Genomic DNA, 20,307 nt, shown 5'->3' with positions numbered 1-20,307 from the left:
GATTTATTAGGAAATTAACAATGGCTGAAACAAAAGTGAAAAAAGAGAACATGGAATTTCAAACTGAAGTAAACCAATTGCTTCATTTAATGATCCATTCTCTGTATTCAAATAAAGAAATTTTTGTACGTGAATTGGTATCTAATGCATCAGATGCTTGCGATAAGCTTCGATTTGAAGCTATTTCAGATGATTCTTTATATGAAGGAGATTCTGAATTACGCATAGAAGTAGAATTTGATGAAGAGGCTAATTCTGTGACTATCCGCGACAATGGTATCGGTATGACGCGTGAAGATGTCATCAATAATATCGGTACTATTGCAAAATCAGGAACGAAAGAATTTTTATCAAAACTCTCTGGTGATGCCGCTAAAGATTCAAACCTGATTGGTCAGTTTGGTGTTGGTTTTTACTCATCATTCATCGTCGCTGACAAAGTAACGCTAACGACGAGAAGAGCAGGTGACAAGCCTGAACAAGCTGTCGTTTGGGAATCAAACGGTGAAAATGGCTTTACCTTAGAAGATACAACAAAAGAAGCGCATGGAACTGAGATTGTTTTGCATCTTAAAGAAGATGAAAAAGAATTTGCCAATGATTATCGTTTACGCTCAATAATTTCAACGTATTCAGATCATATTCCTTTACCCGTAAAGATGCGTAAACGCGATGAAGAAGGAAAACTGACCGAAGAATGGGAAGTCGTGAACAAGGCTAATGCCCTTTGGACCGAGCCTAAAAGTAATCTTAAAGATGAAGACTATCAGGAGTTCTACAAGCACATCGCTCATGACTGGGAAAACCCGTTAGCCTGGAGTCATAATAGTGTCGAAGGTAAGTTAGAATATAAATCACTTCTTTATATTCCATCAAAAGCGCCTTTCGATCTTTGGGAGCCAGAGCAGAAAAATGGTATTAAGCTTTATGTTCAACGTGTTTTCATTATGGATGACACCAAGAACCTAATGCCTCATTACTTACGATTTGTTCGTGGTGTTATTGATTCTAATGATTTGCCATTAAATGTTTCAAGAGAGATTTTGCAAAGTAATCATGTTGTAGAGTCTATGCGCAAAGCTTCTGTGAAGAAGGTTCTGGGCTTGCTTGAAAAAATGGCGAAGAACGATAAGGAGAATTATCAAAAATTCTGGAATGAATTTGGGCGTGCTTTAAAAGAAGGTCCGGGCGAAGACATGGCGAACAAGGAACAAATCGCTAAGTTATTACGTTTCTCATCAACGCATACGGATTCAGAAGAGCAGACAGTAACGTTAGAAGATTATGTTTCTCGCATGAAAGAAGAGCAGGAAGAAATCTACTACATAACAGCAGAAACATTTGCTTCCGCTAAAAACAGTCCGCATCTTGAAGTATTCCGTAAAAAAGAGATCGAAGTTTTGCTATTGAGCGACCGAGTAGATGAGTGGTTAGTGAATGGCTTACAAGAGTTCGATGGTAAGAAACTTCAATCAGTTGCGAAAGGAGAGCTTGATTTAAGTAAGTTCGATACTGAAGAAGACAAAAAAGAACAGGAAGAAGTAGACAAGAAAGCAGACGGTATTATCAAACACCTTAAAGAAGTTCTGGGTGAAAAAGTTGAAGATGTACGTGTTTCTCATCGTTTAACATCATCTCCGTCTTGTATTGTCTTAAATGAGCAGGACATGGCGCTTTATATGCAAACGCTAATGAAGCAGGCAGGGCACGACATGCCTTCAAATAAACCTGTTTTAGAAATAAATCCAACGCATCCATTAATTGAACGTATGGAAACTGAAACGGATGATGAGCAGTTTGGAGATTGGGCAGAGATCCTGTTTGACCAAGCATTGTTAGCAGAAGGCGCGCAATTAGAAGATCCAGCTGGATTTGTAAGTAAGCTAAATAAATTAATGCTTAAAATGTCGTAATAGCCGTTTTATAACGTTACCAAAGGCGCATAATTCTATGCGCCTTTTTTATGTCTGTGAAAAAGGCACCCCCCTACTTACAGCCTATTATTTTATATTGATCATTCTTTTATTCTTATTTTAGCTCAAAGGATGGTGGATACCACTGGTCTGATAGTTTCTGATAAATGTTGATATTTAGCCGAATAACGGTAATCTGTGAGTGAATAATATAAAAATAATTGGTTTAATTTATCTACATGAAACGTAATTTTCATTATTAGTGCCCGAAAAATAATGTGTACTCAGTAATAAATAAACCTTTTACTCGATAATTTTAAAAATAATAGAAAGTAAATACATACATGTTAAACACAAGAACACGCATTAAAGGCTTTTCAATGATTGAGGTTTTAGTAAGCCTTATTGTCATTGGTGTAGGTATGCTGGGTCTTAGTGGATTGCAGATTGCATCAATGAAAGGGACGAATAACGCCCACTCGAGAACAACAGCAAGTTATCTTGCATTTGAACTTGCCGAAAGGATGCGCGCCAATCAGCCGGGTGTCGATGGCGGCTTTTATGATAATGATGTGAGTTGTGATGTCCTTGAAGAATTGTGTGAGAGTGACGGCACCGCTTTAGATGCAAATACCACCTATTGTACACCTCAAGAAACAGCAAGATTCGATACGCAAGAAGTCATGTGCGGAACATTAACGGGTGCAACAAGAGAAGGTGGCATAGCGAATTTACTTGCAAATGGCTCCCTCGACGTAAGTTGTGTTGGTCTTTGTTCGCAAGCAAATATTGAGCACAATATTACTATTAGCTGGAATGAGTCTAAAACTCATGAAGATCAACCGGACGAAGATCAAGTCCAAACAATAACAATACCGGTTATCCCTTAATCCATAAATAGGATTTCAATACTAGTGATGAAATATAAAAAATTTAAAAACACAGCTTATCATCAGACAGGTTTGTCGCTGATAGAGTTGATGATATCAATGGTAGTTGGATTATTTCTATTGGCAGGTGTAGTGACTAATTTTATTGGTACTAAAGATGCCGATCACATGCGTGATGCAATTAGTAATATGGATGCTAATGCAAATGAAGCGCTTACTGTTTTGAGAACGACAATCTCCCACGCTGGATACTCTTCCATGGAAAATATTCGTCTTGATAAGCCTTTTTATACAGCGTCTGATGGAGAAATAAAGAATGAAAATAGTTGTAGAAATGGATTAAAACCTCATCGTTGGAAACCTCCTGAAAATAGGAGAACAAGAGATCTCAATGTACAAGATAGAATAACCGTTGTTTCATTGGCTGATAACCCATGTCGTGATGGTGCGACCAGTTGCCCTAATATGGCAGATGTAAACCCAAATGCTCTACATTATACAGATTGTTTGGGTAATGGTGGCGAAGCTACAATTCGAGATACAAGAGCAGTATATTGCAGTACCGACCCAGATATAGGTATGCCGGACCCTACCCAGGCGAAGATATACAGCACCTTTAGAATTATCAGAAACCCGAATGTCCCAACCCGTGATAGAGGCTTATTTTGCGAAGGTAGCAGAACCTCAGGTCATATTGACACGAAAAAAATTGCAGACAATGTAGAGGCGATGCAATTTTTATATGGCGTACGTCAGGAAAACGGAAACACATCTTACCGAACAGCTAATCAGGTGGAAGAAGATGATCAATGGGGCATGGTAACTAGTGTTCAAGTTGGATTGCTAATGCGCTCGGAAAACCAATATTTGTTGAAACAACCAAGCACAAAAAACGTATATAGGTTATTAAAACAGCCAGTGACTATTGCAAACGATGATTTACGTCGATTATTTAAAATATACACGACAACCATAAATTTAGAGAATGTTGATAATGGAGCTCTCCTATGATCACTAAGAATAACTTGAGTTTATCTCACAGGCAGCGAGGTGCGACTTTGTTTACATCGCTGGTCTTTTTAGCGTTAATGACCGTGGTAAGTGTTTCGGCAACGAAAGTATCTTTATTAGACTTACTTGTTGCAGGCAATAATCAGCAGCAAATGCGGAATTTTCAAGATACTGAAAACGAATTAAAGAAGCTCACAAGAGTAGAAGAATTAATGATTCCTATGATTGATGAAACTCCGGGAGAAGAATTTAATACCACTACAGGTATTTGGTCCGTACCGCCTAAGGCGGGTGATCATGGTGTTGAAAGAGAGATTCGAGATACCTTCAAAAGGTACACATGTGGTGGTTTTGAAGGTCAGGCAGTAAGCATTGGTCCTGATGTTGCCCCTTGTGACTTATATGATTTTCAAGTTCGAAAGAGAGCTTCTAATTCCGGTGTAAGAGATCGCCACAATCGCGGAGCTGGAAAAGAAAAACCTAACGCGAATAAAAACAGCTACTTGTAAGATAACGACTCAATACATTTTAGATATAGACCAAATTAATAAAAATAACCTAATCCCTAGGGGATGAAAATTATGAACAAATTAACGAATAAAATCAGCACGGCAATTAAAACAGCATTATCCCTGTCGATGCTCGCATCTTGTATAACCACCTACGCAGAAGATACTGAAGTCTTTTATTCGGTCAATGTTTCTAAGCCTAACTTGCTATTTGTGTTAGATGTTTCCGGCAGTATGAACAGTACGATAGAAGTAGCATCGGGCCCAGGTACTGCGGTTACGAGTCAAATAAAAAGTTCAGTAGAAGATGGTTCTCAAAATGGAAGTAATTCTAATGTCGTTACAAATCAGAATTCTATTACCTTTAGCCAATATAATTTAAGTCGTTTCAGATTTGATAATTTAGGTATCCCACAAGACGCTAATATCACTGATGCTTATATCCAATTTGAATCAGCAGCAACCACTTCTGGCGATGTTACTGTTAGAGTTTACAGTGATGACACAGATAATTCCCCCACCTCAGATGGAAACTATTTTAGTGGTTATTTCAATCGTGGTTACGATTGGGATATAAGGGAAGATTGGGCTGCAGGTGACAGGACTGAGGATCAAAGAGTTGACGTAATGAGTGTGTTGCAGGAGGTTGTTGATAGAAATGGCTGGCAACAAAACAACGGCGTATCATTCTTCTTATATAATGTTTCAGGTGGCTCTCGGTCAGTATTCACCTTCGATGATAATTTTGGAACAGTTCCAGAATTACATGTTGAATATACAGATGGTTCTACCTACAAGAAAAAAATAGATGTAATGAAAGAGTCATTACGTACCGTTTTAGAAGAAGCACCAGACAATGTTAAAATTGGCTTGATGAATTATGGTCAGGAAGGATTGAGCATCTACAACGCTCAAGATAAAAGACATAATTCGGTTTCAGGTATCGCTTTTCCTGTTACAGATATCAATGCAAAAGCAAGAGATGTTATAACTTCTAATTCAGAAGTCTATGGTTTGCCTAATTTCCCAGATGAAAATAAAACAGTTCGTGAATATGTTGCTGATATTGCAGATGACTGGAATGCGAACTCATTTACACCTATTGTGGATGCACTTTATGAAGCTGCTTTGTATTATCGTGGCGAGACCATGCATTATGGTCAGAACTCCCCGTACATCAACGGAGCACACCCAAAAACCTATTCTGGAGATATCGTAACTAAAGATATTAGATATGTTGCGAGAGACGTAACATCATCAAATGCACAGAAGTATATTTCTCCAATTGAAAGTAGTTGTCAGGAAAACTATATCGTATTAATGACCGATGGAGCTCCTACATATAGAGTTAGTTACAATAATTCTCAAACTACTAATGAAGGGCCTTTTGCTTCTATCCGAGGAACCTCTAAAGGACCTCAGGGAACTCTGGCTTCTGCCATAGGTGCATGTGCTTCGCCTCAAGGAGCAGGTAATGCCGGTAAATGTGGTGCAGAGATTACGCAATATATAGCAACCCATGATAATTTACCTGATCCAACGGGGTCATTTCCTAATGGTCAAGAAGGCAATCAATACATTGAAACATTTACGATTGGTTTCGGAACAGGAGCGGGAACAAGTACTGAAACATATTTGAAATCATTAGCCACTTATGATGACGGTATACCAGGAACAGAAGATGATGGGTATTTTGAAGCATCAAGCCCAGAAGCGTTGGCAAATGCATTTAAAAATATCTTGGCTGCAGTTGCGGCACCTAAAGGTACTTTGGCATCACCAGGTTATAGTGTGAATGTTAAAAGTGGTTTAGAGCATGAAAAGGATATTTATATCCCTGTTTTTGATCGCAAAAATTCATCAAGATGGGCAGGTAACCTTAAAAAATTCAAAATTGTCGATGAAGACGGCCTTCGTAAAATCAAAGGTAGTAATGGAGCAGAGGCAGTTGACGAGCTTGGTGGCTTTACAACAAATGCCTTGGATTATTGGTCTGAAAGCCCTGCGGCAACTCCTGATGGAAAGTTGGTGCAAAAAGGTGGTTTAGCAAACTTGTTAGATCCATCAGAAAGAAATGTTTATTCTGATATTGTGAGCAATGATATCTCAACAGCTAGTAATCAATTGACTGAAGGAAATATAGCCAACATTACAAATGATGTATTGGGTATATCCCCAACCTCTACTGTTGCATACCGTAAGAAACTGGTTAACTTCATGCGTGGCTGGGAACTTGGAGAGCCAAATACTGAAGCCCGTTATCATATGGGAGATATGCTTCATTCTGAGCCTCTCGTTATCACTTATAACAGCGGAGAGAATGGTGTCAAAAAGCAATATATTTTTGCTGGTACTAATGAAGGTTATTTGCATGCGTTTGATACTGCAGATACGGGCTCAAATGCTGGAAAAGAGATGTTTGCTTTTATTCCTAGTGAGTTGCTTAAAACAATCACGGAATCACAATATTTAAATGAAGGAACCGCCGAAGATCATGAATACGGTGTAGATGGAAGTATTACCTACTGGTTTAACGATGTTGATGAAGATGGCGTTGTTGATGTAGGTAGTGATCAGGTTATCCTTTATTTTGGTTTGCGTCGTGGTGGAAATTCTTACTACGCACTTGATGTCACGAATATAAATGCGCCTAAACTATTATGGAAAGTGAACTCAGAAGACACAGGCTATGGTTTATTAGGACAATCGTGGTCACCTCCATATTTAGCAAGAGTAGGAGTAGACGGATCAACCTGTGTTAACGGACGCGAGAACTGTAAGGAAGTCGTCATCATCAGTGGTGGTTATGATCCAGATGAAGACAGAAATATACCTAACACTCAATTAGTCGATGACGCAAAATCATCAGTTACCGCAAACGAAGGTAATGATATTTTCATTATCGATGCAATTAACGGTGGCGCACCTTTATGGAAGTTAAGTAGTGCTGTTTCTAATCCATTAGTTAACAGCGTTCCAGGCGGTATTCGCATACTCGATACGAATTACAATCAATTTATCGATCGTATGTATTTTGGTGATACAGGCGGTAACTTATGGAGAGTCGATCTTAGTGAGTCTATTGGTTCATCTGATGAAGAGTCAACTATCACTAAATTAGCAGAACTCGGTGATGGTGGAAGAAAGTTCTTTAATGAGCCTGATGTTTCAGCGTTAAAGCTGAAAGGTAAGACGATATTTGCAGTATCTATCGGTAGTGGATTTAGAGCACATCCGTTGGATAAAACGATTGATGATAAATTCTATGTGGTACTTGATAGGTCTCCATTTAGTAAGTTGGATGAAGATAATTACAATACAATATTAACAAGTACCCTGGCTAGAATAACAATAGATGAATCGGGTGTAACCCAAACGGGAACATTAGCTGAATCTGATGGTTGGTTAGTGCATTTGCCTGATTCGGGTGAAAAAGTACTAGCGACAGCAGTTACCTTTGACGGTGTCATCACATTTACAACACTGGTTCCTGAAGTTTTAACATCGGGAGTGGGTATCGATCAATGTGCTGCCCCAGCAACTCAAGGTCGTTTTTATGCGATTAATTTGTTAACGGGTGAACCCGGTATAGACCTTGATGGAAGCGGTGATGCTGATTCAGATACATCTGATCCTTATAATCCGCAAGCAATAACCGATAATGATATATACATCACTGTGGCTAAAGGTGAGATTCCTGGAAAGCCTCAAACCATTTTTAATCCTTTAGATGTGGTTAATGGAGAATGTACTCATCCAGTAGATATTCGTATTGGTAAGAAGCTTTCTCAGGCGACGGGCTACGATGCATGTAGATTAGAGTCTGTTTATTGGAGTGATCCTGTTAGTGATCAATAAAGCACTGGATGATTAGATAACAAGTTGATAGCTTGGCAAATTAATAGCTAGCATATTAAGAAAAATAGAGAAATAACTATGAATAAGAAAATTAAACTAACAATAAGCATGCTGTTATTTTCCCCTCTATTGTTGTCTATGGAGGCGCAAGCAAAAATCTATAAATGCGTTAATACAGAAGGTAAGGTTTATTACAATGATAAGCCTTGCCCCGTTACCAGCATAGAAAAAGAAATGAAGGCGGCTAAAGATCCAGTTGATGGTTATGTGCCGCCCAAATTTGTACCGGATGCTCCAGAAGAGGGAAGTAAAGGTATAATGATTGGTGATGATTCCAGTAGAGAAATAGACAGCAAACAAAGTGAAAATGCTAAAGCTGAAGCCAGCACTACTGGTGGAGGTGGCAGCAATCAAAATTCTAGTTCTGGAACAAATGCAGATACCGCTTCCACAACAAGTCAGTCAAAAGAAACGAACAACACAAGTACGGCATCTCAAAACAATACTGAATCAGCTAATAACAGTTCACCCAATGAGTTAGAGAATGTTAAATACGTTGAAAGTAGAACTAAAAAAGAATAACTAAAATAAATAACTAAAAAAAATAATAAAAGGTCATCGTTAACGATGACCTTTTTTGTTTGAAATCAATGCTGTTGTTATTTGATTGACACCCCCCAACTTACAGGCCTTTTTTCTATAGGCTACTAGGCACCCCCCAACTTACAGGCCTTTTTTCTATAGGCTATTAGGCACCCCCCTACTTACAAGGCCTTTTTCGATTCGCAATTGGGCACCTCCCCACTTATAAGCTCTTTTTTATCTTTTTCTCTTGCCAATTTAAAATTGACGAAAGGTAGTTTTTTATTTACCGATTGTCTTAAAAAATTGCTTTTCTCGCATAATAAGTTAATCTGGTTGACATAAATAAAAATAATGTCAAATGAGTCCTCGTATAGGACTTACTAATAATAAAAATAAGCGATTTAAGCTATGAACAGATTGGCACGGCCACAACGTGGCTTTTCACTAATAGAAGTAATGGTTAGCCTGATTGTTATTGGGATAGGATTACTAGGCCTAAGTGGTATGCAGGTTGCATCGATCAAAGGGCTAAATAATGCCCACTCTAGAACAATGGCAAGTATTCTCGCATCAGAACTTGGTGGACGAATGCGTGTGAACCGCTTGGGTGCTGCAGGTGGTTTTTATGAGTCTGCGGTTAATTGCAATACATTGCAAAAACAATGTCGCGGTAACACTTATTGTACCCCTGCAGAAACAGCACGATTTGATATCCAGGATGTCATGTGCGGAGTAAGGAAAGGTTCAAAACGTGTTGGTGGAGTCGTTAATACATTGCCTGCCGGAACATTAGAAATTGCTTGTGACGGTGGTTGTGCAACTCCGAATGTTGATCACAATATAACGATTGAATGGACTGAATCTAAAGCGCATGAAGATTTAGGGGGTGAAGAAGAAAGGTCATCAGTTTCTATAGTGGTGAGGCCGAACTAAAATGCAAAAAATAATAAAAAATAATTCTAGTCTATTTAAAGGTAAGTCGGGCTTGCAGGCTCAGTCGGGCTTATCCATGGTTGAATTGCTTGTTTCTATGGTTATCGGCCTATTTCTGTTAGCTGGCGTAGTGACAAACTTTGTTGGAACTAAAGACAGTGATCGCATGCGTGATGCGATTAGTGAGATGGACGGAAATGCAAGATCTGCACTAGAGTTGATACGAAAAACTATTATGCATGCCGGGTACCCTTCGATACACAGCAAAATTATTGATAAGCCTTTTTACACTGATGCAGATGGTCCTTTGGATAATCCCGTTTGCAGAAATGGCGTCACATTAGAAAATCAACAACCGTCATGGAATAGAAAAACCAGAGATGGCGCAAGTGATTTAATTACTGTTGCAGCATTAGCGGATAACCCCTGTATTTCAGGTGTTACAGAATGTACAAATTCCCCCGCAAATTATAATTCGCGTGCCTTAGTTTATTTTGATTGTACAGGCGGAGGAACATTACGAGATCAACGCGCAGTAGCGTGTAGTGCAGATCCTGTGAATGGCATTGCTCCTCCTTTTCAACCATCAGATGCCAAAATTTACAGTACTTTTCGTGTTGTAAGGAACACTTCTAGTGTTGATGACGACAGAGTTTTATTTTGTCACGGAAGTCGTGGCGGAACTCAACCTATTATTGAAAATGTAGAGTCTATTCAGTTTCTTTATGGTGTCCAACGTGATGACGGTTCGATTAATTATCAACGAGCCGGAAAAGTTGAAGATAGAGGTGAGTGGGAAAGTATAGTGAGTGTTCAAGTTGGGCTTCTACTTCGATCTTCAAATGATAACTTATTGAAAGAAGATAGCTCGGTCACCTTTTATAATGTGCTGGATAAAAAAGTAAACATTTCTAGTAATGATTTACGCCGTTTGTTTCGTGTTTATACAACAACGGTTTACCTAGCTAATAAAAGCTCAGGGAGGATATTAAATGCTGGCAATTAATCAAAATAACAAGTCATTAAATTCTTTGAAAAAACAACAGGGTGCAACGCTGTTTACCGCACTGGTGTTTCTTACGTTGATGACAATCATTACGGTCTCTGCAACAAAAATTTCTGTGCTTGATATTTTAGTGGCGGGTAACGACCATCAGCAAATGTCCATTTTTCACGAAACAGAAAATGAATTAACTGATTTTACCGCAACAACTAAGTTGATTACGCCACTGGAAAGACAGGATGCAGGACTTACTTTTGGAAATGGCGGTGGCAAAGTTAACGGTGTAGAGACTGATGATAATACATTCAGTTTTGCTGGAGCGCCTTCTGGGACTGTAGAAATTATTACCGATTTAGAAGAGCTATATGCCTGTTTAAGAGATGGTGTGGGTTCTAGTATTGGTCCGGGTGTTCCTAATTGTAGGCTCTATGATTTTCAAATAAGAAAAACAAGCGATAAAAATAAATCGGTTAGAGATCAACATCACAGAGGTGCAGGAAAAATGGTGCCTAATTCAAAAAGTAAAGGAAGTTATCTCTAAGCGTTTGACGTTAGAAAAGTGAATTCAATACAAATAAACAATGAAAATAATTTTGAGTACTGATCGTTATGAAAATTTATCTAGATAATATGAAAAAAACTTATTTTATAAGTGCATTGGGCATAACAATGCTGGCGCTAATGGGTTTCTCGTATGCTGATGATACCGAAGTTTTCTACACGGAAAGTGAAATAAATAATAACGTATTATTTATTATGGATAACTCGGGCAGTATGAAAGAAGAGGTTGATGGAACCTCTGCCGTCGGAGAGAAGACTACAGTTTCTAGTGCCATCATAGATAAAAACGAAGATGCTGATGAGCATAATTTTCCAAGTCTGAGGGGAACTGCTCATAGTGGCAATATTCTAGAAATGACTAAAGATGGATTATTCACTCAAAAAGTTGGGTTACGCTTTAGGGATTTAGATATACCCAAAGGCGCAAAAATTGATTCTGCGTTTATACAGTTTACGGCTAGCAACTCTAGTTCTGCCTCTACTACGTTAGATATTAAAATTCAAAATCATGATAACCCATCTGCTTTTGAAAATAATCTTACCAATATTTCAAACAGAACGCTTTATGGTACATCAGTCTCCTGGTCCGTTGATCCATGGGTTGTTGGTGAGAGTGGGGCTGCACAACAAACACCAGATTTGAAAAGTCTGGTTCAATTGGTTGTCGATAGAGGTGACTGGGACCCTAATGATGCGATGGTGTTTGTCATTTCTGGTTACGGAGAAAGAAATCCTAAATCAAGAGATAACGGTGATGGTTCAGGTGCGCCAGTATTGACGATAACGTATGAAGAAGTTACCGGTAAGAAAACACGTATGCAGGTAATGCAAGATGCATTGAGAACAGTTTTGACGAATGCTCCAGATAACCTAAGCGTGGGTATCATGAATTATGGTGATAACTCAAACTGGCGAAAAAATTATCCTAACGGGATTAAGTTTCCTATTACTGCTGTTACCAGTCTCGCAAGACCTATCATAGAAGACTCAATGATGCTTAATGGAACAGTTCGTTGGGATTACAGTAATATTCCAGAGCCAAGCGATACGGTCACGGTTAGAACTTTTTTAAGTGAAATTGCCGATGACTGGGAAGCAAAAGGGATGACTCCCATCGTTGATGCGCTTTATGAAGCGTCACAGTATTTCCGAGGCGAAGAAGTCGACTACGGTTATGATTATGCGAGAAAGAATTACACGTGGGCAGCACATCCTTCAACCTATGCAGGAGAACCCGTAAATCAAAAGAATGACTCAGGTTCTTGTGATGCATCACCTTCTGGATACAGAGTTTGGAACGATAGTATAGCTGACTGGAGAGCAGGAGAAACATGGGGGAAAATATGCCCAGCTGATCGCTTTAATCCGTCTGGACCTGGTTTAGCCTCTAATTGTGCAGGTACTGAATATAATTGTAAGACTGAGTCATATTGGGGATGCCGAAGTTCGTGGGTTGGTGGAACCACAACATGTACCGGTACGGATGAAGATGGTAATCCTACAGGTTGTTCGACAACGGGTAAATATTGTAAAGACAATGATTATGGCACTATCACAAATTCATCTTGTTACTATGCGATTTGTAAAGATTCGCCATTACCAAAACCTAAATATGAATCACCCATGAAAGATGGTTGTCAGAGTAGCTTCATGATTTTGATGTCTGATGGCAAGCCTGAATACTCGAATGGTGTTAATAGAGATCCTTATTCCTATGGCAGAGTAAAAAGCTTAATAAACAAGTCTAGTTGTGACATTACGCATGGCTTCAGAAGTGGGCGTTGTGGAGCAGATTTAACGCAATATCTGGCGACTCATGATAATCAGCCAAACGTAAATGGAGATCAATTCTTACATACCTATGTTATTGGTTTCTCTGAAGGTATTACACCTGAAGCCTCAGAATACTTGCAAAGTCTGGTGACGTTGGAAGATGACCCCGAGACGGCTAAAAAAGAAGGTTATTTCTCGGCGACTAATGAAGCTGAACTTGCGGATGCCTTTTCACAAGCATTAGATGAAATAGCGGAAGAGGCACGTTCTCAAGCTTCTCCCGGTTACAGTGTAAATGTGAAAAGTGGTCTGGAGCATGAAGATGATATTTATATTCCGGTATTTGATAAATCCAGCTCTTCACGTTGGGCGGGTAACTTAAAGAAGTTTAAATTGGACGATGTTGGTGATAGTCGAATTATTAAAGGTAAAGATGGAAATGGTGGTTTAACGAGTGCCATGACTGAATTAGGCTTATTTAAAGATGAAGCCTGGGACTTGTGGTCAACAAGCGCAATCCCTGATGGTGATGTGGTACAGCAAGGTGGAACAGCAAGTTTGCTAACGAACCCTGCTATACGTAAGTTGTATTCGAATGTCTCAGGCAATACATTATCTGAGATCAATGTAGCTAATACCGGTATCACTGAGGAAATGTTATTCGATAAAGATGGATTAAATTTGAATACCGTTGAAGCAGCAGCTTACCGCGCTCAGCTAATCCAGTTTATTCGTGGCTGGAAAAATGGTCAGTTTGACAGTAATGCAACGCCTCATGGAGTTGCGCGTAAACATATGGGAGATATGCTGCATACCGAACCTGTAATCATTACCTACAAAAAATCTACAGACGATGCGGCGAAAAAACAGTACATATTCTCTGCGACCAACGAAGGCTATTTACATGTGTTTGATAGTACATCTGGTGAAGAAATATTTGCCTTTATGCCACAGGAATTATTAAAAAATATAGAGCCACAATTCACAGGACAAGGTCCTCATAAATATGGAATTGATGGCAATATAAGTTACTGGCACGAAGATGATCCGGATAACCCAAATGGTGAAGTAGATTCAGGTGAAAAGGTATATTTATACTTTGGACTTCGTCGCGGTGGTAAATCATATTATGCCTTGGATGTGAGTAATATTCACAAGGGACAAACGCCAACAATGCTTTGGAAAATTGACGGTGATGACAGTCAGTTTAGCCGAATGGGACAAAGTTGGTCGATGCCTTACTTAGCGAACGTTCTAGTAGGCTCTGGTAGCAGTGCCGTTAAAAAAGAAGCAGTCATTATTGCCGGAGGTAATGATCCTGTTCTTGATTATGACGAGGACTATGAGCCAGCTGATGTCGTGATCTCTAAAACGCCAACGATGGGTGATGATATTTATATTGTCGATGCAAAGACCGGAGATAAACTTTGGTCGATGCGTGAAACACTTGGAGCAAAAGTAACTCAGGCTTTCCCTGGTGGCGCAAGAATTCTTGATGTAAATAAAAATAACATCCTTGATCGAATGTATTTTGCAGATACGGGAGGTAGCGTTTGGCGACTTGATTTCCTAACTGAGTCGTTATCAAATAATGCTGAAGACTTTAAACTAACCAAGTTGGCTGATTTAGGGACGGCAGGATCTTCTGCGGCTCGTAAGTTTTATAATGAGCCAGATGTAGCTTCATTCAGATCAAACGGTAAAACAATGTTTACGGTTTCAGTTGGAAGTGGAATGAGACCTCATCCAATGAATGAAGAAATAAATGATCATATGTTTGTGATTCTGGATAAATCGCCATTAAATAAGTTGGATGATGATTTCACCCCAATCCAACTTTCTGATTTGGCAAAAGTTGAAATTGATGTTGTGGGTACAGGAACCACTCTTACCAAAAGCATTACACAGGATTCAGATTTTGAAGGTAAGCAGATTACAGAGACCGATAAACTCGGTTGGTATGTGAATTTCTTTGAATCTGGCGAAAAAGTATTGGCACCTGCAATTACCTTTGAAGGGTCAATCACTTTCACTACATTAGTACCTAAGGTTTTAACAACGGGTGAGTTAATAAACTCTTGTGCCGCTCCGGCAACTCAGGGGCGTATTTACGCAATGAATCTGTTAACCGGAGAAGCCAGTATAGATATGGATGGAAACGGAGTGATTAATGATAATGATGTTTTCCAGACAATATCTGCCAGTGAAATCCCCGGAACGCCTCAGCGTGTATTCAATGAATTAAGTTGTGAAAACGGAGAATGTTCACACGAAGTTGATATTCGAATTGGTAAAAAGAGTACCGAAGTCGGCACTATGGATGTTGAAGCTATAGAGTCCATTTATTGGAGTGACCCAATGTAAGTTGGGATCAGCGATAGTGTAAATTCAGTACTAGTCTCACGAGTGATTTTTATCCTCGTGAGGCTTATGTTTTAGGTAGTTCTTTAATATATAAATCCTGCTTTGCATAGGGAATTTCAATGTTTTCTTCGTTGAATCTCTTATAAACAGCACTATTTAACTTATGTAGCGTTCTCCCCCTTAATTCTGGGTTTTCTATCCAGCAAAGCAGTTCAAAATCTAGACTAGATGCCCCAAAAGCACGAAAACGTACTCTTGGTTCTGGTGATTTAGGGACGAGTGGCTCATCTTCCGCAACCTTCATTAAGATATCATTGACTTGGTCGATATCAGTTCCATAGGCAACCCCGACTTGAACCCTTATTCTAAATTTGGGGTGAGGGCCACCACTCTGATTGGTGACTTTGCTATTTCCCATGATGGAGTTTGGAACTGTCACTTCAACATCATCGCGTGTGATTAAACGCGTACTACGTAAACCGATATGTGTAACTTTGCCTCGCTGATTGCCATCCAGGACAATATAGTCACCTATTTTATAAGGTGTATCTGCGAGTATAAAAACACCAGAAAATAGATTGGCAAGGGTATCTTTAGCGGCAAAGCCCACAGCTATACCTACGATACCGGCAGAAGCTAACCAGGCTGTCATATCAATTCCCCATATTTGGAAAATGATGTAAACGGCTACGGCGACAATTAAAAGCTTTGATACGTTATCAAACAGGGGAAGTGTTTGCGGTTGAATGAGTCTAATGTTGTTTCTATTGCCACCCCATGCCAGTTGTTGAAGAATAATTTTAGATACTCTAACTAACGCTATCATCCAGATAATAACGCCTAGGGTTTTAAAACCAAAGATCAGGTAATCGGTCAATTTATCTGAGAGAGGCATACGATTAACGCCAGCAGAAAAGCCTGTCATTAAAAGTGAGTAGTAAATAGGGGGCCTGGCAATTGCTAATAAACGATCATCAAGAAATGATTTTGTTTTGCTGGTTAGGAATTTTAAGGTACGAAAAATAAACCAGGAGAGTAGAGAAGCGAAAAGAAAGGTCACTCCCATAATCGCAATACCTTGCGGCCAGGGTTCACCATCAAAATAAGCCAATAAAGGAGCAAGGTATTGTTCTAGGTTATCCATTCTATTTCCCAAGGGCGCAAATAATTTTCGCAACTGTAGCAGATAGCGTGGTAAATGGAAAAACACACCCCCCTACTTACGGGCACTTTTTCTTGATTCATTTATAATAGCTATTTAAATGCTACCGTTTGCTTTAGAAAGCTTGTGAATCATTTTCAATAACGATAAAATCCTCCCCCTTACTTTTTAGTGTGGACTTGAATTGCTGTTCAAACATAACCATTCATACAAGTACACATTATAAAATAAAGGCGCGTAGCTCAGTTGGTTAGAGCATCGTCATGACATGGCGAGGGTCCTCGGTTCGAGTCCGAGCGTGCCTACCAAACAATATTTTTACACTTTTTGTTAATTAATGATAAACACGTGGCCTCTCGTAAGGGTCACCACTGGGGAATAAAATGCCAACAATCACTTTGCCAGACGGCAGTCAGCGTTCATTCGACAACGCAGTATCCATTTTAGACGTAGCAGCAGATATCGGTCCGGGTCTAGCGAAAGCAACACTTGCAGGCGCCATTGATGGAAAACAATATGATGCAAGTCATATCATCGATGAAGATGTGTCGCTAAGTATTATCACTACCAATAGCCCAGAAGGTGTCGATGTAATACGTCACTCTTCAGCGCATTTGATGGCCCAAGCTGTTAAACAGTTATTCCCAGAAGCTCAAGTGACTATTGGTCCTGTAATCGAAGATGGTTTCTTCTACGATTTTTCTTATGAGCGTGCGTTTACGCCAGAAGATGTAGATGCTATCGAAAAACGCATGCAGGATTTGATCAAACAGGATATTCCTGTTGAACGCAGTGTGATGTCTCGTGATGAAGCCGTTCAGTTTTTCCGCGATATGGGTGAAACCTATAAAGCTGAAATTATTGAAAGCATTCCAAGTGATGAAGATTTATCTTTGTATAAACAAGGCGATTTTATCGACCTTTGTCGGGGTCCTCATGTACCAAGCACAGGTAAAATACCGGCGGTAAAATTAACAAAACTTGCTGGTGCATACTGGCGTGGTGACTCTAATAATGAGATGTTGCAACGCATTTATGGCACAGCATGGGAAAATAAAAAAGCGCTTAAAGCTTATTTGCACCGTGTAGAAGAAGCAGAGAAGCGTGATCACAGGAAAATAGGGCGTAAACTTGATTTATTCCATATTCAAGACGAAGCGCCAGGGCAGATCTTCTGGCACGACAAAGGCTGGACAATTTATCAGGTGATTTCTCAATATATGCGTGACCAACAACGCATGCGCGATTACAAAGAAGTGAATACACCAGAGTTGGTTGATTTTTCTTTATGGGAACGCTCTGGTCATGCGGCAAAATACAGTGAAGACATGTTCTCACTAGAGTCTGATGGTCGTCAGTTTGCACTAAAGCCAATGAATTGCCCTTGTCATGTGCAAATATTCAACCAGGGTCTAAAAAGTTATCGTGACCTTCCATTAAGAATTGCTGAGTTCGGTGCGTGTCACCGTAATGAGATGTCAGGTGCATTGCATGGTTTAATGCGTGTGCGTGGGTTCGTGCAAGATGATGGTCATATCTTCTGTACCGAAGAACAGATACAGCCTGAAGTTGCCGATTTTATCGATTTCTTACATGATGTGTATCATGATTTTGGTTTTGAAGATGTTATCTATCGTTTATCAACTCGCCCAGAAAATAGAGTGGGTAGTGAAGAAGACTGGGATAAAGCAGAAAAAGCACTAGCAGATGCATTAGATGCTCAAAATCTGGAATGGGAAGAGTTGCCGGGTGAGGGTGCTTTCTACGGTCCAAAAATCGAATTTTCTTTAAAAGACAGTATTGGTCGTGTGTGGCAACTAGGAACAATTCAAGTCGATTTCTCAATGCCTAATCGTCTTGATGCAGAATATGTTGCTGAAGATGGTTCCCGTAAAACACCTGTAATGTTGCATCGTGCAATTTTGGGTTCTTTTGAACGTTTTATTGGAATTTTGATCGAACATCATGAAGGTAAATTCCCGCTTTGGTTATCACCTGTTCAAGCTGTGATAATGAATATTACGGATAAACAGTCTGATTTTGTGAAAAAAGTAGAAAATACCTTGAAAAAAAGCGGTATTAGAGCTGTTTCAGACTTGAGAAATGAGAAGATAGGCTTTAAAATTCGCGAGCACACGCTTCAACGTACCCCCTACCTTTTAGTTGTTGGTGATCGTGAAGTAGAAACTAACTCAGTTGCAGTGCGTACATTATCAGGCGAAGATCTTGGTAGTTTACCGCTTGATGAGTTAATAGAACGAATTACAAAAGAAAATGCTAGTTGCGGATTACCTGAATAATAGTATTGTTCAGGTAAATTTATAAGTTATAGAGGATAAAGAGTATCGCTAAACCAAAGAAGAATCGAGTCAATGAAGAGATTAACGTGCCACAAGTTAGGCTTATTGATAAGGATGGCGAAAACGTAGGTGTCGTTAAAACTACTGAAGCAATGGAAAAAGCCGCAGTAGATTCATTAGATTTGGTTGAAATAGTACCAACAGCCGAACCACCAGTATGTCGCATTATGGACTACGGTAAGTTTAAATTCTCGCAGAGTAAACAAAAAGGCGCTAATAAGAAGAAGCAGAAGAAGACACAGGTTAAAGAAATTAAAATGCGACCTGGAACTGATATTGGTGATTACAATATCAAACTGAAGAAATTAACAGAGTTTCTTCAAGAAGGGGATAAGACGAAAGTAACTATCCGCTTTAGAGGTCGTGAAATGGCTCACCGTGAGTTAGGCATGGAAATGCTTAAGCGCGTAGAAAAAGATTTAGAAGAGTACGGATCAGTTGAGCAGTTCCCGAAAATGGAAGGTCGCCAAATGATTATGGTGATTGGTCCAATTAAGAAAGAAAAAGGTCAAGCTTAATCATTAACGTTGTTGTTTCTTCAACGTTTAATGCAAGTAGATCTGGTATAAGTAAATCAAGAATTTATATCATTCCTTAAGGAGAGGCACTCTTATAGGAATGTTTTACTCATCATAGTTTTCAATGTTTAGATTGTTACAATTTAGATAGAACTATGACCAATAATGGAGAGTTAAGATGCCTAAGATGAAAACTAACAGCGGCGCTGCAAAGCGTTTCCGCAAGCGTGCTAATGGCACGTTCAAGTGTAAGCAGTCTCACCTGCGCCACATCCTTACTAAGAAAAGCAGCAAGCGTAAGCGTCATTTACGAGCTGGTGATGTCGTCGAAAAAGTCGATACACCAATGGTTCGCAGAATGCTTCCGTACGTTTGATTGATTATTGAGGATATAGAAAATGGCTAGAGTAAAACGTGGTGTTACGGCACGCGCAAAACACAAAAAAGTATTAAAGAAAGCTAAAGGTTATTACGGTGCACGAAGCAGAGTTTATCGTGTAGCGAATCAGGCAGTTACTAAAGCAGGTCAGTATGCATACCGTGACCGTCGTCAAAAGAAACGTCAATTCCGTAGTCTATGGATTGTTCGTATAAATGCGGCAGCTCGTATGTTTGATATGTCTTACAGTGTGTTCATGAACGGACTTAAGAAAGCAGAAATCGAAGTAGATCGTAAAATGTTAGCTGATTTAGCTGTACATGATATCGATGCTTTTGGACAGTTAGCTGAGAAGGCAAAAGCTGCCCTAGCTTAGTTTTACTGTTCCGCCTCACTGTTGCTTCTGGCTTGATGTTTTTAACAGATTGCTTTTTGTCATAGATGGGCGAATAAAAGATGTAAATCAAAGCGAGGAAAGGTTTCTGCCT

General features: G+C 39.4%; 15 protein-coding genes and 1 tRNA gene. 15 read left to right on the top strand and 1 reads right to left on the bottom strand.

Features of this window, described 5'->3' with window-relative positions:
• The first annotated feature begins 20 nt into the window (after positions 1-20).
• The 10 genes from htpG to OO007_RS15355 all read left to right on the top strand — a co-directional run bounded on the left by htpG (position 21) and on the right by OO007_RS15355 (position 15,400).
• Positions 21-1,913 (top strand): molecular chaperone HtpG, encoded by a 1,893-nt coding sequence (htpG, locus tag OO007_RS15400; protein ID WP_325809465.1) that lies wholly within the window; start codon positions 21-23, stop codon positions 1,911-1,913.
• A 344-nt stretch (positions 1,914-2,257) separates the two neighbouring features.
• Positions 2,258-2,803 (top strand): type IV pilus modification protein PilV, encoded by a 546-nt coding sequence (gene pilV, locus OO007_RS15395; RefSeq protein WP_325809464.1) that lies wholly within the window; start codon positions 2,258-2,260, stop codon positions 2,801-2,803.
• 27 nt (positions 2,804-2,830) lie between these two features.
• A complete protein-coding gene (locus tag OO007_RS15390) occupies positions 2,831-3,814 on the top strand; it encodes a PilW family protein (protein WP_325809463.1) in 984 nt (327 codons plus the stop codon).
• The gene (locus tag OO007_RS15385) at positions 3,811-4,323 is read left to right on the top strand and encodes a pilus assembly PilX family protein (RefSeq protein WP_325809462.1); all 513 of its coding nucleotides are present in this window, start codon (positions 3,811-3,813) and stop codon (positions 4,321-4,323) included. Before OO007_RS15390 ends, OO007_RS15385 begins: the two co-directional genes overlap by 4 nt.
• A gap of 72 nt (positions 4,324-4,395) precedes the next feature.
• Positions 4,396-8,181: a pilus assembly protein gene (locus tag OO007_RS15380; protein ID WP_325809461.1), complete on the top strand. Its 3,786-nt coding sequence runs from the start codon at positions 4,396-4,398 to the stop codon at positions 8,179-8,181.
• A 78-nt stretch (positions 8,182-8,259) separates the two neighbouring features.
• Positions 8,260-8,763, top strand: a complete 504-nt coding sequence (locus tag OO007_RS15375) for a DUF4124 domain-containing protein (RefSeq protein ID WP_131906970.1) — start codon at positions 8,260-8,262, stop codon at positions 8,761-8,763.
• Positions 8,764-9,174: 411 nt separating this feature from the next.
• A complete protein-coding gene (gene pilV, locus OO007_RS15370) occupies positions 9,175-9,699 on the top strand; it encodes a type IV pilus modification protein PilV (RefSeq protein ID WP_131906969.1) in 525 nt (174 codons plus the stop codon).
• Between the two features lies 1 nt (position 9,700).
• Positions 9,701-10,705 (top strand): PilW family protein, encoded by a 1,005-nt coding sequence (locus tag OO007_RS15365; RefSeq protein ID WP_325809460.1) that lies wholly within the window; start codon positions 9,701-9,703, stop codon positions 10,703-10,705.
• Positions 10,692-11,243 (top strand): pilus assembly PilX family protein, encoded by a 552-nt coding sequence (locus tag OO007_RS15360; RefSeq protein WP_325809459.1) that lies wholly within the window; start codon positions 10,692-10,694, stop codon positions 11,241-11,243. The genes OO007_RS15365 and OO007_RS15360 overlap by 14 nt, the downstream gene beginning before the upstream one ends.
• A gap of 89 nt (positions 11,244-11,332) precedes the next feature.
• A complete protein-coding gene (locus tag OO007_RS15355) occupies positions 11,333-15,400 on the top strand; it encodes a pilus assembly protein (protein ID WP_325809458.1) in 4,068 nt (1,355 codons plus the stop codon).
• Positions 15,401-15,464: 64 nt separating this feature from the next.
• Here OO007_RS15355 and OO007_RS15350 read toward each other — a convergent pair whose 3' ends face one another.
• Positions 15,465-16,544: a mechanosensitive ion channel family protein gene (locus OO007_RS15350; protein ID WP_325809457.1), complete on the bottom strand. Its 1,080-nt coding sequence runs from the start codon at positions 16,542-16,544 to the stop codon at positions 15,465-15,467.
• A 249-nt stretch (positions 16,545-16,793) separates the two neighbouring features.
• Here OO007_RS15350 and OO007_RS15345 point away from each other — a divergent pair.
• The 5 genes from OO007_RS15345 to rplT all read left to right on the top strand — a co-directional run bounded on the left by OO007_RS15345 (position 16,794) and on the right by rplT (position 20,195).
• Positions 16,794-16,870, top strand: a tRNA-Val gene (locus tag OO007_RS15345).
• 75 nt (positions 16,871-16,945) lie between these two features.
• Positions 16,946-18,862: a threonine--tRNA ligase gene (gene thrS, locus OO007_RS15340; protein ID WP_325809456.1), complete on the top strand. Its 1,917-nt coding sequence runs from the start codon at positions 16,946-16,948 to the stop codon at positions 18,860-18,862.
• 44 nt (positions 18,863-18,906) lie between these two features.
• Complete coding sequence (gene infC, locus OO007_RS15335; RefSeq protein WP_131906963.1) at positions 18,907-19,440, top strand: translation initiation factor IF-3; 534 nt, start codon at positions 18,907-18,909, stop codon at positions 19,438-19,440.
• 178 nt (positions 19,441-19,618) lie between these two features.
• Positions 19,619-19,816 (top strand): 50S ribosomal protein L35, encoded by a 198-nt coding sequence (gene rpmI / locus OO007_RS15330; RefSeq protein WP_131906962.1) that lies wholly within the window; start codon positions 19,619-19,621, stop codon positions 19,814-19,816.
• A gap of 22 nt (positions 19,817-19,838) precedes the next feature.
• Positions 19,839-20,195, top strand: a complete 357-nt coding sequence (gene rplT / locus OO007_RS15325) for a 50S ribosomal protein L20 (protein WP_131906961.1) — start codon at positions 19,839-19,841, stop codon at positions 20,193-20,195.
• The last annotated feature ends 112 nt before the right edge of the window (positions 20,196-20,307 follow it).

The organism is Cocleimonas sp. KMM 6892 (genome assembly GCF_035798195.1).
GTDB lineage: Bacteria > Pseudomonadota > Gammaproteobacteria > Thiotrichales > Thiotrichaceae > Cocleimonas > Cocleimonas flava.
Note: the sequence above shows the minus strand (reverse complement) of the source record. Positions and strands in the feature narration are given on the sequence as shown.

Coding starts and splice junctions, on each gene's coding strand:
- htpG (WP_325809465.1), top strand. CDS start 21: ATGGCTGAAACAAAAGTGAAAAAAGAGAACATGGAATTTCAAACTGAA.
- pilV (WP_325809464.1), top strand. CDS start 2,258: ATGTTAAACACAAGAACACGCATTAAAGGCTTTTCAATGATTGAGGTT.
- OO007_RS15390 (WP_325809463.1), top strand. CDS start 2,831: ATGAAATATAAAAAATTTAAAAACACAGCTTATCATCAGACAGGTTTG.
- OO007_RS15385 (WP_325809462.1), top strand. CDS start 3,811: ATGATCACTAAGAATAACTTGAGTTTATCTCACAGGCAGCGAGGTGCG.
- OO007_RS15380 (WP_325809461.1), top strand. CDS start 4,396: ATGAACAAATTAACGAATAAAATCAGCACGGCAATTAAAACAGCATTA.
- OO007_RS15375 (WP_131906970.1), top strand. CDS start 8,260: ATGAATAAGAAAATTAAACTAACAATAAGCATGCTGTTATTTTCCCCT.
- pilV (WP_131906969.1), top strand. CDS start 9,175: ATGAACAGATTGGCACGGCCACAACGTGGCTTTTCACTAATAGAAGTA.
- OO007_RS15365 (WP_325809460.1), top strand. CDS start 9,701: ATGCAAAAAATAATAAAAAATAATTCTAGTCTATTTAAAGGTAAGTCG.
- OO007_RS15360 (WP_325809459.1), top strand. CDS start 10,692: ATGCTGGCAATTAATCAAAATAACAAGTCATTAAATTCTTTGAAAAAA.
- OO007_RS15355 (WP_325809458.1), top strand. CDS start 11,333: ATGAAAAAAACTTATTTTATAAGTGCATTGGGCATAACAATGCTGGCG.
- OO007_RS15350 (WP_325809457.1), bottom strand. CDS start 16,544: ATGGATAACCTAGAACAATACCTTGCTCCTTTATTGGCTTATTTTGAT.
- thrS (WP_325809456.1), top strand. CDS start 16,946: ATGCCAACAATCACTTTGCCAGACGGCAGTCAGCGTTCATTCGACAAC.
- rpmI (WP_131906962.1), top strand. CDS start 19,619: ATGCCTAAGATGAAAACTAACAGCGGCGCTGCAAAGCGTTTCCGCAAG.
- rplT (WP_131906961.1), top strand. CDS start 19,839: ATGGCTAGAGTAAAACGTGGTGTTACGGCACGCGCAAAACACAAAAAA.